Consider the following 13457-nt stretch of genomic DNA (forward strand, 5'->3'; position numbering starts at 1 on the left):
CGCCGCCGGGACCGCAGCGCACTGACACCGCGCCGCCGGGACCGTACGACGACACGGTCCCGGCGGGTCAGTCGCCGGGGAAGCGGTCCGAGACGGAGACCAGCAGCACGCGGGTGTCCGGGCTCGTCGCGCGCCAGCGGTGGCGCACCCCACCGGTGAGGTAGAGCGTGTCCCCCCGGCCGAGCCGGTACGTGCTCCCCTCGGCCTCGACCTCCGCCGCGCCGTCCGCGACGTACATCAACTCGTCCCCACGGTGCTCGAATTCGCGGTCGGCGTGCTGTGCGCCGGTGAACTCCAGGGCGTGCATCTGCTGCCGGCCGCGGACCAGGGGGCGGACCCCGGCGTCGGGGGCCAGCCCCGGGTCCTCGCGGGCCCGGACGACGTCGACCCGTCGGTCCACCGCGTCGGCGGCGGCGAGCAGCTCGACGGCGGTGGTCCCCAGGCCGTCCGCGATGCGCTGGAGCGAGCGCATGCTCGGGCGGGCCCGCTCGTTCTCGATCTGGCTGAGGAAGGGCGCCGAGAGGCCGCTGCGCCGCGCGACGGCGGCCAGCGTCAGGTCGAGCGCCCGCCGCCGGCGGCGCACGGCGCCGCCGAGTCCCGGGCTCGCCGCGGGTGTTTCCGTCATGATCGCGTCCTCCCCCGGGTCACCCTACGCGGGCCCGGACGGGGTTCCGCACACCACCCGGAGCACGTTTCGCACGCCCGTCACACTGCCGACACACGACGCCTCTACCTTCGAACTTGTTCCAGCAAGTCAAAGAAAGTTTGAGGAGTCTGTCGTGCCCACCGTCGACCAGAACCAGCGCCGCCGCCGCGGCACCGGTCTCATCGCCCTCGATCCCGACGCGGCCTTCGAGGGGTACACCCTCTACGCCCCGCTGACCGGCGGCGGCGAGGTGCACCTGGTGAACCTGCGCGGCGAGAGCGTCCACACCTGGACGCTGCCGTACCGGCCCGGCCGCCACGCGCGGATCCTGCCCGGCGGGCTGCTGGCCTACAACGGCGTGCTGCCCGGCCAGGAAGCCCTGTTCCCCATGTGGCACAAGTACCGGGGCGGCGTGCTCGGCGTGCACGCCCCCGACGGGACGGTGCTGCGCGAGCACCGCGACCCGCTCCAGCACCACGACGCCCACCACCTGGACGGCGGCGGGATCCTCTACACGGCGCTGGAACCGCTGACGGGGCCGCAGGCGGCCGCCGTCCGGGGCGGAGTGGCCGGTTCCGAGGCGGACGGCACCGTGTGGGCCGACACGATCAAAGAGGTCGACGCCGACGGGACCGAGGTGTGGTCCTGGCGCGCGGCCGAACACCTGGACCGCGAGGCCTACCCGCTGCACCCCGACTACGCCCGCGAACACTGGCCGCTGATCAACTCCGTGCTCCCGCTCGCGGACGGCAACGTCCTCGCCAGCCTGCGCAGCGTCTCCGCCGTCGTGGTCATCAGCCGGGAGACCGGCGAGATCCTCTGGCGCACCGAGCCGGGCACCGTGTCCCAGCAGCACCACCCCACCGAGCTGGCGAACGGGAACCTCCTGGTCTTCGACAACGGGGTGTTCCGCCCGGGACACGACGTCCCCTACTCCCGGGTGATCGAGATCGACCGTGGCTCCGGGAAGATCGTGTGGGAGTACCACGACCCCGCCAAGGAATCCTTCTTCGCCCCCTTCATGGGCTCCGCGCAGCGGCTCCCGAACGGGAACACGCTGGTCACCGACTCCCCGGCCGGGCGCCTCTTCGAGGTGACCGCCGAGGGCGTGCTGGTGTGGGAGTACGTCGTCCCGCAGTTCGGCGGCTACGAGGAGGCGGAGGTCCGCGGCCTCTTCCCCGCCGAACCGAACGCGGTGTTCCGCGCCTACCGCTACGCGGCCGAGGAACTACCCTGGCTGGAGACCGGCTCATGAGTACGCCGCCCACGCCGCCGCCCGTGGCCCCGCGGCCCGTACCCGCGCCCGCCGCGTCCCCGGCCACGGCCCCCGATCCCGCCGACGAGCGGATCCCCCTGCGGCGCCTCGCCCCGCTCGCGGTCCAGCACGTCCTCGCGATGGCCGCCGCACCCGTCTCCACCGTCTTCCTCACCGCGGGCGCGCTGCGGCTGACCCCCGCGGCAACCGCCGCACTGCTCAGCGCGGTGCTCGTCCTGTCCGGAGCCGGCTCCCTGCTCCAGTCCCTCGGCGTGTGGAAGTTCGGGGCGCGGCTGCCGTTCGTGATGCTCCCCGGCGGCGCCGCGACCGCGCTGTTCCTCCAGACGGCCGCGGACCACGGCCCGGCCGTGGCCACCGGATCGGTGCTCCTGGCCGCCGCGCTGCTCCTCACGGTGGTTCCGCTGTACGCCCGGATCGTGCGGCTCTTCCCGCCGCTGGTCATGGGCGTCACCGTGCTGCTGATCGGGATCTCCATGGTCCGCGTCGCCGCCCAGCTCATCGCCGGGCCGGGCGGGCACCCCGCGCCCCGGACCGTCGTCCTGGCCGGTCTCACGGTCGCGCTGACCGTGGCGGCGTACCTGCTGCTGCGCGGCGTCTGGCGGCAGAGCGCGGTCCTGATCGGCATGGCGGCCGCCACCGTGATCGCGGTGACCACGGGCCTGGGCACCTTCAGCCCGGCCGGGGGCGGCGGTTACGCCCTCCCGCAGCTCTTCCCGTACGGGACGCCGCGGTTCGACCTCGCGGCGGCGCTGCCGCTGCTCCTGTTCAGCCTGACCACCCTCGCGGAGATCACCGGTCAGACCGTCCTGAACAGCGAGACCGTCGGCCGGCCCGCCGACCCGGGCCGCGACGTCCCCCGGGTCGCCCGGGCCGACGCGCTGACCTCGCTGTTCGCCGGGGTGCTCGGCACGTCCCTGATGGTCACCAGCTCCGAGAACATCGGCATCGGCCGCCTGACCGGCGTCCGCAGCCGTTTCGTCACCGCCGCGGCCGGGGGCCTGCTCGTCGTCATGGGCCTGCTCTCCCCGCTGTCCCGCGCCGTCGCGGGCCTGCCCCCGGCGGTGGTCGGCGGCTCCGCGCTCGTCGTCTACGCGGTCATCGCCCTGATGGGCGTCCAGATGCTCGCGCGCGCCGAGCTCGGCGACGGGAGCCGCTCGATGGCCGCTGCCCTCGCCCTGGCGGTGGGTCTGCTGCCGCTCGTCGCGCCGGCCCTCTACAGCGGCTTCCCGGGCTGGGTCCGTGCCGTCCTCGGCTCCGGAGTGGTCGCGGGCACCCTCGCCGCCGTCCTGCTGCACGCCCTCGCCGCCGCGGCAGACCGCCCGCCGCGCGCCGCGCCGCCGCTCGCACCCTCGGCTCAGCCCTCGCCGGTGCCCTGATGCTCGCCGCCGGTGTCGAAGTGCCGGTCCAGGTAGGCGTCCGCGCCGAGCGGGCTGTCCCGCAGCAGCGAGAACACCTCGTCCCCGTCCGCGGGCCCCGCGTCGGCGTCCAGGCGGTAGCACTGCGCGAGGCGCAGGTACCGGTGGCCGTTCTCCCCGGCGTAGACCACGGCCTCGGTCTCGGCCCGGGCGACGGCCTCGTCCAGGGAGGTGGCCCGCCACAAGGTGAGGCGTTCCTCGTACGTCGCGCCCTCGGGCCGCTCGTCCAGGTCCGTCCGGTCCCAGAGGAACACGCAGCGCACCGCGTACCAGGACGCGCCGTCGTCGGCCGGGTCCGCCGCTGCCACCGTCTCGTCTCCTTCGTGCCGTGCCCGCGCGTGCTCGGCCGAGTCTGCCACGGGGTACCGGCGGGGCCGGCGGAGGATCGGTCAGGAATGGAGAAGCAGGAACGCACCCCGGGCGCCTAGCGTGAAGCACATGGACATCAACCTCTCGCAAGTCTTCATCGCCGTCGACGACCACGACAAGGCGATCGCCTTCTACCGGGACGTGCTGGGTCTGGAGGTGCGGGGCGACGTCGGCGCCAAGGGGATGCGCTGGGTGACGGTCGGCTCGCCGTCGCAGCCCGACCTGGACATCGTCCTCGAACCGCCCCTCGCCGACCCCAACGCCTCCGCCGCCGACCGGGAAGCGGTGGCCGAACTGCTCGCCAAGGGCCTGCTGCGCGGCGTGATCTTCCGGACCGACGACTGCGACGCCCTGTTCGAGCGCGTCCGCTCCGCGGGCGGCGAAGTGCTGCAGGAGCCGATCGACCAGCCGTACGGCGTCCGGGACTGCGCCTTCCGCGACCCGTCCGGCAACATGCTGCGTTTCAGCCAGGCACGCGGGCGCTGACGCCCGGTCCGTGAGACGGGCGCGCACCCGGCCGGCCACCCGGCCGGCCCGGTGCGCGCCCTTCGCCCGCCCCACCGCGGATCCGGTGGACGGCGGGCCGGAGCGGCAGCAGATCAGGTAGACAGTGGACAGGGACCGGTGCCGCGACCGCGCCGACGCAGCAGACGCAGACATGGAGTGACGATGAGCAAGGCCACGAGGACGGACGCGCAGCCGCCTGCGCCGCACGGCGCCGACAGCCACGACCTGATCCGCGTGCACGGCGCGCGCGTCAACAACCTCAAGGACATCAGTGTCGAGATCCCCAAGCGCCGCCTGACGGTGTTCACCGGCGTCTCCGGCTCGGGCAAGAGCTCCCTGGTGTTCGGCACGATCGCCGCGGAATCGCAGCGGCTCATCAACGAGACCTACAGCGCCTTCGTGCAGGGCTTCATGACGACGACGGCCCGCCCCGACGTCGACGTGCTCGACGGGCTCACCACGGCGATCATCGTCGACCAGCAGCGGATGGGCGCCGACCCGCGCTCCACGGTCGGCACCGCCACCGACGCCAACGCGATGCTGCGCATCCTCTTCAGCCGCCTCGGCACGCCGCACATCGGCCCGCCCGGCGCGTTCGCCTTCAACGTCCCGTCGGTGCGGGCCAGCGGCGCGATCACCGTCGAGCGCGGCGCCAGGAAGACGGTGAAGGCGACCTTCAACCGCACCGGCGGCATGTGCACGCGCTGCGAGGGCCGGGGCGCGGTCTCCGACATCGACCTCACCCAGCTCTACGACGACTCCAAGTCGCTGGCCGAGGGCGCGTTCACCATTCCCGGCTGGAAGTCGGACAGCTTCTGGACCGTGCGGGTCTACGCCGAGTCGGGCCTCCTCGACCCGAACAAGCCCATCGCGAAGTTCACCAAGAAGGAGATGCAGGACTTCCTCTACCGGGAGCCCACCAAGGTCAAGGTCGAGGGGGTCAACCTCACCTACGAAGGCCTGATCCCCAAGATCCAGAAGTCGATGCTGTCCAAGGACCGGGAGGCGATGCAGCCGCACATCCGGGAGTTCGTGGACCGGGCGGTCACCTTCACGACCTGCCCCGAGTGCGAGGGCACCCGGCTCAGCGCGGAGGCCCGGTCGTCGAAGATCAAGAAGATCAGCATCGCCGACGCCTGCGCGATGCAGATCAGCGACCTGGCCGCATGGGTCCGCGGCCTGGACGAGCCCTCGGTGGCGCCGCTGCTCGCCACCCTGGGGCAGACCCTCGACTCGTTCACCGAGATCGGGCTGGGCTACCTCTCGCTGGACCGGCCGTCGGGCACGCTGTCGGGCGGCGAGGCGCAGCGCGTGAAGATGGTCCGCCACCTCGGCTCCCCGCTCACCGACGTCACCTACGTCTTCGACGAGCCGACCACCGGCCTGCACCCGCACGACATCCAGCGGATGAACGACCTGCTCCTGCGGCTGCGGGACAAGGGCAACACCGTGCTCGTCGTGGAGCACAAGCCGGAGACCATCGCGATCGCCGACCACGTCGTCGACCTCGGCCCGGGCGCCGGCGCCGGGGGCGGCACCGTCTGCTTCGAGGGCACCGTCGAGGGCCTGCGCGCTGGGAACACCATCACCGGGCGGCACTTCGACGACCGGGCCGCCGTCAAGGACTCGGTCCGCAAACCCACCGGCGCACTGGAGATCCGCGGCGCACACACCCACAACCTCCAGAACGTCGACGTCGACATCCCGCTCGGGGTGCTGACCGTGGTCACCGGCGTGGCGGGCTCCGGCAAGAGTTCGCTCGTCCACGGCTCCGTCCCTCGCGGCGCGGGGGTGGTCTCCGTCGACCAGGGCGCCATCCGCGGCTCGCGCCGCAGCAACCCGGCGACCTACACGGGCCTGCTCGACCCGATCCGCAAGGCGTTCGCCAAGGCCAACGGCGTGAAGCCGGCGCTGTTCAGCGCCAACTCCGAGGGCGCCTGCCCCGGCTGCAACGGCGCCGGGGTCGTCTACACCGACCTCGCGATGATGGCCGGCGTCGCCAGTGTCTGCGAGGAGTGCGAGGGCAAGCGGTTCGACGCCTCGGTCCTCGAATACCGCCTCGGCGGCCGCGACATCAGCGAGGTGCTCGCGCTGTCGGTCACCGAGGCCGAGGAGTTCTTCGGCAGCGGCGAGGCGCGCACCCCGGCCGCCCACGCGGTCCTGGTCCGGCTCGCCGACGTGGGCCTCGGCTACCTCAGCCTCGGGCAGCCGCTGACCACCCTGTCCGGCGGTGAGCGCCAGCGGCTCAAGCTGGCCACCCACATGGCGGAGAAGGGCGGGATCTACGTCCTCGACGAGCCGACCGCGGGCCTGCACCTGGCCGACGTGGAGCAGCTGCTCGGCCTGCTCGACCGGCTCGTGGACTCGGGCAAGTCCGTCATCGTCGTCGAGCACCACCAGGCCGTCATGGCGCACGCCGACTGGATCATCGACCTCGGCCCGGGCGCCGGTCACGACGGCGGCCGCATCGTCTTCGAGGGCACCCCCGCCGACCTGATCGCGGCGCGCACCACCCTCACCGGCGAGCACCTCGCGGCGTACGTCGGCAGCTGACCCGGCCCCGGAGGCGCCTCGGCCGCCGTGCCCGTCCCTCCCCGCCGTGCCCGCCCGCGCAGGGCCGGCACGGCGGTGGCGCGTCACCCGGCCGGACGGCCCCGCTGGCACCCCGGGCCCACCACCGGCTTGCTGGACCCATGACACCAGCGCACCCACCGCCCCCCACCGGCCCGAGCCTGAGCACTCCACGCATGGCGGGACTCGCGGGGGTGCTCTTCGCCGTCCTGCTCGCGGGCGCGATCGTGCTCGCCCGGCTCGCCCTGCCCGAAGGGGGCGGCGCGGCCCGGATCACGGTCACCTCGGGCCAGCGGGACGCCGTGACCGCAGCCGTGGAACTCGTCCCCTTCGCCGGCATCGCCTTCCTCTGGTTCATGGGCGCGCTGCGGGCGCACGGAGGGGACCGCGAGGACCGCTTCGTCTCCACGGTCTTCCTCGGCAGCGGCCTGGTCTTCGTCGCCTGCCTCTTCGGCGCCGCCGCGGCCTGCGGAACGGTGCTCGACGCCGACCAGCCCCAGGAATTCGGCCGCCACTTCGCGTACACCCTGCTCACCACCTACGCGATGCGCATGGCGGCCGTCTTCGTCCTCGCGACCTCCACGATCGGCCGCCGGCTCGGGGTCTTCCCGCGCCCGCTGGTCCTCGCCGGGTACCTGGCCGGCCTGGTGCTGCTGGTGGTGGGCTCCTCGCTGCCGTGGTCCGAGCTGGTCTTCCCAGCCTGGGCCCTGCTCGTCAGCCTGTACGTCCTGAAGTCCGGCATGGCGGCCCCGCGCACGCCCGCGACCGCGCCCTGACCTCCCGCGCGACCGCCCCCGCGCCCCCGCGTCACTCCGACGGTCCCGCCGGACGGGCCCCGTGCCGCGGCGGCCCGCAGGCTGGTCCCGGAAGCCGCGGGGGTCACCGAAAGGACCACACCTTGCTGAGGCTCGTCGTCGATCTCAACCGGTGCCAGGGATACGCCCAGTGCGCCTTCCTCGCCCCCGATGTCTTCGCGATGCACGGGGACGAGGGACTGCTCTACGACCCGCACGCCGAAGCGGCCCAGCGCGAACGCGTGGCCCAGGCCGCCGCCGCCTGCCCGGTGCAGGCGATCCTCGTGGACGAACTCGACCTGGCCGGCGCGGGCACCCCCGCCGGCGCCGGCACGCGGGAGGGCCCCGATGCCTGAGAGCACCCTGGAACAGCTGAAGCGCTCCGGCCGGATCGTGGTCGTCGGCGCCTCACTCGCGGGACTGCGCGCCGCCGAAACCATGCGCGAGAAGGGCTTCACCGGCTCGCTGACCCTGATCGGCGACGAGCCGCACGAGCCGTACGACCGCCCGCCGCTCTCCAAGGGGGTGCTGCTGGGCAAGGCCGACGCCGACCACACCCTGCTGCCCCGGCGCCGCGCCCTCGACGCCGAGTGGCGCCTGGGCGTCCCGGCCGACGGCCTCGACATGGCGGCCCGTACCGTCCGGCTGGCCGACGGCGACGAAGTGCCCTACGACCGCCTGCTGATCGCCACCGGCGTGCGCGCCCGGCCCTGGCCCAACGAGGCCGAGGGCGAACTCGGCGGGGTCTTCACCCTGCGCACCCGCGACGACGGCGCGGCCCTGGCCCGGGCACTCGCCGCCGGACCGCGCCGGGTCCTGGTCATCGGCGCCGGGTTCACCGGCTCCGAGATCGCCTCCGCGTGCCGCGAACGCGGGCTGGAGGTGACCGTCGCCGAACGCGGCGACGGCCCCCTCGTCGGCGCCCTGGGCGGGGTGATCGGCGCCGTCGCCGCCGAACTCCAGCGCGAGCACGGCGTCGACCTGCGCACCGGCGTCATGGTCACCGCCCTGGAGGGCGACTCCACCGGCCGCGTCCGGGCCGCGCACTTCTCCGACGGCACCACCCTGGAGTGCGACGTCGTGGTCGTCTCGCTGGGCGCCCAGCGCAACACCGAGTGGCTGACCGGTTCCGGTCTGGGGGCGGGCCCGCGCGGCATCGCCTGCGACGCGGGCTGCCGGGCCTTCGACATCCGCGGCATCGTCACCGACGACATCTACGTGGCGGGCGACGTGGCCCGCTCCCCGCACGCGCTCTTCGGCTACCAGTTCCTCTCCCTGGAGCACTGGGGCAACGCCGTCGCCCAGGCCGAGACCGCCGCCCACAACATGCTGAGCGAGAGCACCGAACGACGCCCGCACCTGTGGGTGCCCGCCTTCTGGTCCTCCCAGTTCGGCGTGAACATCAAATCCGTCGGTGTGCCCTCCATGGGCACCGAAATCATGATCACCCAGGGCTCGCGCGCCGAGCGCCGCTTCACCGGCGTCTACGGCTACCAGGGCCGGGTCATCGGAGCGGTCACCTTCGACAACTCGCGCTGGCTGCAGTTCTACGAGCAGCAGATCGAGGCCACCGCTCCCTTCCCGCTCCCGTTCACCACCGTCGACCGCCGCGCCGACGGGCAGCAGCCGATCCCCGCGGACTTCCCCGACCCGTCCGTGCCCACGCACGGACCCACCATCACCCTCAGCGGGTACTCGCCGGCCGACCGCCGGATCACCTTCACCCCCGCCGGGCACTGACCCGCACGTCCCGGAGGACCCGCAATGAACGACGGCATCCTGAGCCGGATCCTGGACTACGCGAACCGCGCGAACCCCTACCCGTTGTACGAGGAGCTGCGCAAGACCCCCGTCTTCCACGACGGGAGCGGACCGTACGTCGTCAGCACCTACTACGACATCCAGAGCCTGCTGCACGACCCGCGGCTCAGCTCCGACTCCCGCAACCTGGCGGCCACGGCGGCCGATCCGCTGGCCGAGGGCGGGGGAGAGGAGGCCATGGCGCTGCCGCCGAGCTTCCTGAAGCTGGACCCGCCGGAACACGACCGGCTGCGCCGGATGACCAACCGGCCCTTCGGACCCCCGCACTCCCCGTACCGCGTCGACGGGATGCGCGGCGGCCTGAAGGACATCGTCACCGGGCTCATCGACGGCCTCGGCGACCCCGACGGGATCGACCTGGTCGACCAGTTCGCGTACCCGTTCCCCGTGACGATGATCTGCCAGCTGCTGGGCGTGCCCCGCGAGGACGAGGCCCGCTTCCACGTCTGGGCCGACACCCTCGCGGCGAGCCTGGACCCCGATCCGGAAGCCGACCCGGCCGAGCGGCAACGGGCCACCCACGACTCCCGGATGGAACTCGGCATGTACCTGGCCGGGCTGATCGAGGAGCGGCGCAAGGACCCCGGCGACGACATGCTCTCCCAACTGGCCGCGGGACACGGGCCGGACGAGTCCATGTCCACGATGGAGCTGCTCAGCACCGCCGCCCTGCTGCTCATCGCCGGGCACGAGACCACGGTCAACCTGATCACCAACGGCATGCTGACCCTGCTGCGCAACCCGGACGTCCTGCGGCGGCTGCGCGAGGAACCGGGGCTGGCCGTCCCCCTCGTCGAGGAGCTGCTGCGGTTCGAACCACCGGTGCAGCTGCTGCCGCAGCGCACGCCCCTCGTCGACATCGAGGTCCGCGGGGTGACCATCCCCAAGGGGTCCTCGATGTGGCTGATCCTGGCCTCCGGCAACCGGGACCCGGCCCGCTTCGCCGACCCGGACCGCTTCGACCCGTACCGCAAGGACATCCAGCACCTGGGGCTCGGCAGCGGCATCCACAGCTGCTTCGGCGCCCCGCTGGCGCGCCTGGAGGCGCAGCTCGCGCTCAGCGAACTGGCCAGGAGGCTGGAGAACCCCCGCCTCCTGGAGGACCCCCCGCCCTACCGGCAGAACGCGGTCCTGCGCGGCCCCCGCCACCTGCGGATCGCGTGTGACGGGATCCGCTCCTGAGTCACGCCGACGCCCTCGCCCGCCACCACTCCACCGTGGCCCGGACCTGGGCGTCGACCGGGGTGGCGCGGAGCCCGAACGCCGCCTCGTACGCCCGCGAGTCGAGCACGAAGGGGCGGTCGAACTGGTAGCGGACCTCCCTCAGTTCGCGGATCAGCGGGGAGAAGAGGGCGGCGGCGCCGAGCACGGCGGACGGAATCCCGCGCACCGCGACAGGTTCTGTCCCCGCCCGGGCGGCGAGCAGCGCGACCATCTCCCGGGCGGAGCGGGCCGGTTCCGTCGGGACGTGCCAGGCGCGCCCCAGGGCCCGCTCGTCGCCCGCGACCTCGACCAGGGCCCGGGCCACGTCCGGGACGTAGCTCCAGCTGTGCGGGGCGTCCGGATCCCCGATCACGGAGACCGGCTTGCCGCGCAGTACGCGCGGCACCACCCGCGCGGCCAGGTGTCCGCCGTCGGTCACACCGGGCCCGAAGAAGTCCGAGGCCCGGACCTCGACCGCGCTGACCCGGCCCTGCTCGTGCAGGGCCCGCGCCCGCTCCCACACCTCGGCGCGCACCCGCCCCTTGGGCTCGGTCGCCGCCGGCGGCAGCGCCTCGGTCAGCGGGCCGTCCACCGGTCCGTATCCGTAGAGGTTGCCCAGCAGGACGAGGACCGCTCCGGTCGCCTCGGCCGCCGCGAGGAGGGACGCGGCCAGGGGCGGCCACGCGTCCGCCCAGCGGTGGTACGGCGGGGCCGCGCAGCCGAAGACGGCAGCCGCACCCCGTGCCGCGGCGGTCAGCCGCTCGCTGTCGGCGGCGTCCAGCGCGACGTGCTCGATGCCGGGTTCGGGGTCGCGGCCCGACCGGGTGACGACCCGCACCGAGTGACCCCGTTCGACCAGCAGCCGAGCGGTGGCGGCCCCGGCGGGTCCGAATCCGACGACGAGGTAATGGCTCATCAGGGCAGCCTAGCGCGCGTGCGCGGGGCGCTCGGGGCCGGTTCCGTCAGGGGCCTTCGGCCCCGGCGGCGCCGGGCGCCGGGGCTTCGGCGCGGTGGACCAACCGGTAGCCGTATCCGCGTTTGTGCCCGCGCTCGGCGGTGTGCCGGACCCTGGCCCGCCGGACCGCCGCCTCCACGAGGCCGTTGACGGTGGCGTTGCTCCGCCGCATGCGGGTGAGCTGCTCCCGGGTGAGACCCGCCGCGCGGGCCGCGGTGCCGAGGTGGCCGTCCCTGGCCAGGGAGCGCAGCAGGATGCCGAGGGCGAAGCCGGTCAACGGCCCCTGCGGCGCAACCCGTCCGGCACCGGCACCGGCACGGCCACCGGCCAGGGCCGCGGCCGCGGTCATGGCCGTGTCGAAGACCGGGTCCCGGCGCCAGTGGGCCAGCAGGGATTCCGACGTGCCCGCGGCGGCGGCGCACCCCGCCGGCCCCAGACCCATGGCCGCCGCGTGCAGGGCGTGGGCGCGGCGCACGGCGGTTTCCGCGGTGAGGTCCGGCTGCCCGTGGACGGCCGTGATCAGCTCCTGGTCCACGTCGTCCGTGCCGACGAGCCGGTCGACCACGCGCTCCGCCCAGACCTGGAGCCGGTCCGCTTCCTCTGGTGCCGGGTTGTTCACGTGCCGCGCGCCTCCTGCCGGACCGTCGGCCCGTTTCGGCCGTCGAGCCCATTGTGCGCGGCAGGCCGCCGAAAGCGCCCACCGCCGGGTCCGGCGGGCCGTTACCGGGGACGCGCCGCGCCGTCGCCTACAGTGCGGTGGACCTCCAGGCCGAGCGCCAGAACGGATCCGTTGGTTGACTCCCAGGTACGGCCGTACGTACGGCTCCCGGTGCGGGTATGCCGCGCCCGCGCACGCCGCGCCCCTCGGCGGCCCGGCCCGCGCGGGGGCGACCGGCCCCGCCCACCGGACCCGGCGCCGGTCCGGGCCGCCGTGAGCGCGCGCGGCCGGTCCGTGACCGGTACCGGAACCCGTACCGCCCTCGCACGCCGCGCCGGCCGGCTGGCGCTCGTCTCCCTGGCGCTGTTCGTCCTGCTGGCGGTCTGGGTCACGCACGGCGGGGATCCGCGGCTGCCCGCCGACACGGGGCCGCACCGCTGGTCCGTGGCGCACCGTCCGCCCGTCGCCTCGGCCCTGGCCCGGGGGGTCACCGACACCGGTACCGGGTTCATCCCGTACGCCCTGCTCCTGGCGGCCGGGTGGTACGCGGGCCGCACCACCCGGGGGCGGGCCCGTACGGCGGCCGCGCTGCTGCTGTGTCTCGGTGCGGGACAGGCCCTGCGCTACGCGGCCATGGTGGGGATCGCCCGTCCGCGCCCCGCCGCCGCCGACTGGGCGGTGCACGCTTCGGGGTGGTCCTTTCCCTCGGGTCACAGCGCCACCGCCGCGATGACCGCCGGGCTCCTGATCGCCGCGCTGGTCCTGCGCGGCCCCCCGGTGCCCCGCTTCCCCATCGTGCTCATCGCCTGCTGGGGCGCGGCGGTGGGTCTTTCGCGGATCTACCTGGGCGTGCACTGGCCCACCGACGTGCTCGGCGGCTGGCTCTTCGCGACCGCGTGGCTCTCCCTCCTCGCCCGCGCCTTCCTGTGGCGCACCGGAGCCCGGAACCCGGCCGCCTGACGGGAGACCGGGCAACCGGGAGGGCCGGTCAGGCGCCGGTGAAGAGGTCTTCGTCTGCGTCGTCGAGGATGAAACCGTTGTCGAAGCGGACGCGGACCGTCGCGCGCAGCCGCTGCGCCTGGTAGGCGGCCCAGTCGGGCTCCAGCGCCGCGACCTTCTCTTCGAGCTGCTTCCCGCTGGCCGGGGGCATCGACCCGGTCAAGGTCACCCGTTCCGCTCTGGAGAACGCCGCCTCCATCGCCTCCCTGCTGCTCACGACCGAGACCCTGGTCGTCGAGAAGC

General features: G+C 74.1%; 13 protein-coding genes and 1 pseudogene. 9 read left to right on the forward strand and 5 right to left on the reverse strand.

Features of this window, described 5'->3' with window-relative positions; genetic code table 11:
* Positions 1-67: 67 nt before the first annotated feature.
* Positions 68-625 carry an XRE family transcriptional regulator gene (locus ABZY31_RS28705; protein WP_356415949.1) on the reverse strand — a complete coding sequence of 186 codons (558 nt, stop codon included), beginning with the start codon at positions 623-625 and terminating at the stop codon, positions 68-70.
* 154 nt (positions 626-779) lie between these two features.
* Between ABZY31_RS28705 and ABZY31_RS28710 the strand changes: the two genes are divergently transcribed.
* A complete protein-coding gene (locus ABZY31_RS28710) occupies positions 780-1901 on the forward strand; it encodes an aryl-sulfate sulfotransferase (protein ID WP_356415952.1) in 1122 nt (373 codons plus the stop codon).
* Complete coding sequence (locus tag ABZY31_RS28715) at positions 1898-3298, forward strand: solute carrier family 23 protein (RefSeq protein WP_356415954.1); 1401 nt, start codon at positions 1898-1900, stop codon at positions 3296-3298. The genes ABZY31_RS28710 and ABZY31_RS28715 overlap by 4 nt, the downstream gene beginning before the upstream one ends.
* Here ABZY31_RS28715 and ABZY31_RS28720 read toward each other — a convergent pair.
* On the reverse strand, positions 3277-3645 hold the full coding sequence (locus tag ABZY31_RS28720) for a hypothetical protein (RefSeq protein WP_356415956.1): 369 nt from the start codon (positions 3643-3645) through the stop codon (positions 3277-3279). The two genes, ABZY31_RS28715 and ABZY31_RS28720, sit on opposite strands and share 22 nt — an antisense overlap.
* A gap of 130 nt (positions 3646-3775) precedes the next feature.
* On the opposite strand from ABZY31_RS28720, the gene ABZY31_RS28725 reads away from it, so the two are divergent.
* The 6 genes from ABZY31_RS28725 to ABZY31_RS28750 all read left to right on the forward strand — a co-directional run bounded on the left by ABZY31_RS28725 (position 3776) and on the right by ABZY31_RS28750 (position 10581).
* The gene (locus ABZY31_RS28725) at positions 3776-4192 is read left to right on the forward strand and encodes a VOC family protein (RefSeq protein WP_356415959.1); all 417 of its coding nucleotides are present in this window, start codon (positions 3776-3778) and stop codon (positions 4190-4192) included.
* Positions 4193-4375: 183 nt separating this feature from the next.
* A complete protein-coding gene (locus ABZY31_RS28730) occupies positions 4376-6766 on the forward strand; it encodes an excinuclease ABC subunit UvrA (protein ID WP_356415962.1) in 2391 nt (796 codons plus the stop codon).
* A gap of 194 nt (positions 6767-6960) precedes the next feature.
* Positions 6961-7560 (forward strand): hypothetical protein, encoded by a 600-nt coding sequence (locus ABZY31_RS28735; RefSeq protein WP_356415965.1) that lies wholly within the window; start codon positions 6961-6963, stop codon positions 7558-7560.
* Between the two features lie 125 nt (positions 7561-7685).
* Complete coding sequence (locus tag ABZY31_RS28740) at positions 7686-7934, forward strand: ferredoxin (protein WP_356415980.1); 249 nt, start codon at positions 7686-7688, stop codon at positions 7932-7934.
* Positions 7927-9318, forward strand: a complete 1392-nt coding sequence (locus ABZY31_RS28745; RefSeq protein WP_356415968.1) for an FAD-dependent oxidoreductase — start codon at positions 7927-7929, stop codon at positions 9316-9318. The genes ABZY31_RS28740 and ABZY31_RS28745 overlap by 8 nt, the downstream gene beginning before the upstream one ends.
* Before the next feature lie 24 nt (positions 9319-9342).
* Positions 9343-10581 (forward strand): cytochrome P450, encoded by a 1239-nt coding sequence (locus tag ABZY31_RS28750; protein ID WP_356415971.1) that lies wholly within the window; start codon positions 9343-9345, stop codon positions 10579-10581.
* 1 nt (position 10582) lies between these two features.
* On the opposite strand, the gene ABZY31_RS28755 is transcribed toward ABZY31_RS28750, so the two are convergent.
* Positions 10583-11518, reverse strand: a complete 936-nt coding sequence (locus ABZY31_RS28755) for an NAD-dependent epimerase/dehydratase family protein (RefSeq protein ID WP_356415974.1) — start codon at positions 11516-11518, stop codon at positions 10583-10585.
* Positions 11519-11564: 46 nt separating this feature from the next.
* Positions 11565-12176 (reverse strand): hypothetical protein, encoded by a 612-nt coding sequence (locus ABZY31_RS28760; protein ID WP_356415976.1) that lies wholly within the window; start codon positions 12174-12176, stop codon positions 11565-11567.
* Between the two features lie 333 nt (positions 12177-12509).
* Between ABZY31_RS28760 and ABZY31_RS28765 the strand changes: the two genes are divergently transcribed.
* Positions 12510-13175, forward strand: a complete 666-nt coding sequence (locus ABZY31_RS28765; RefSeq protein WP_356415978.1) for a phosphatase PAP2 family protein — start codon at positions 12510-12512, stop codon at positions 13173-13175.
* Positions 13176-13203: 28 nt separating this feature from the next.
* Here the strand turns inward: ABZY31_RS28765 and ABZY31_RS28770 are convergent.
* A pseudogene (locus ABZY31_RS28770) lies at positions 13204-13457 on the reverse strand (hypothetical protein); the annotation flags it as partial.

Origin of the sequence: Streptomyces sp. NPDC006529 (assembly GCF_040611795.1) — a bacterium.
Lineage (GTDB): Bacteria > Actinomycetota > Actinomycetes > Streptomycetales > Streptomycetaceae > Streptomyces.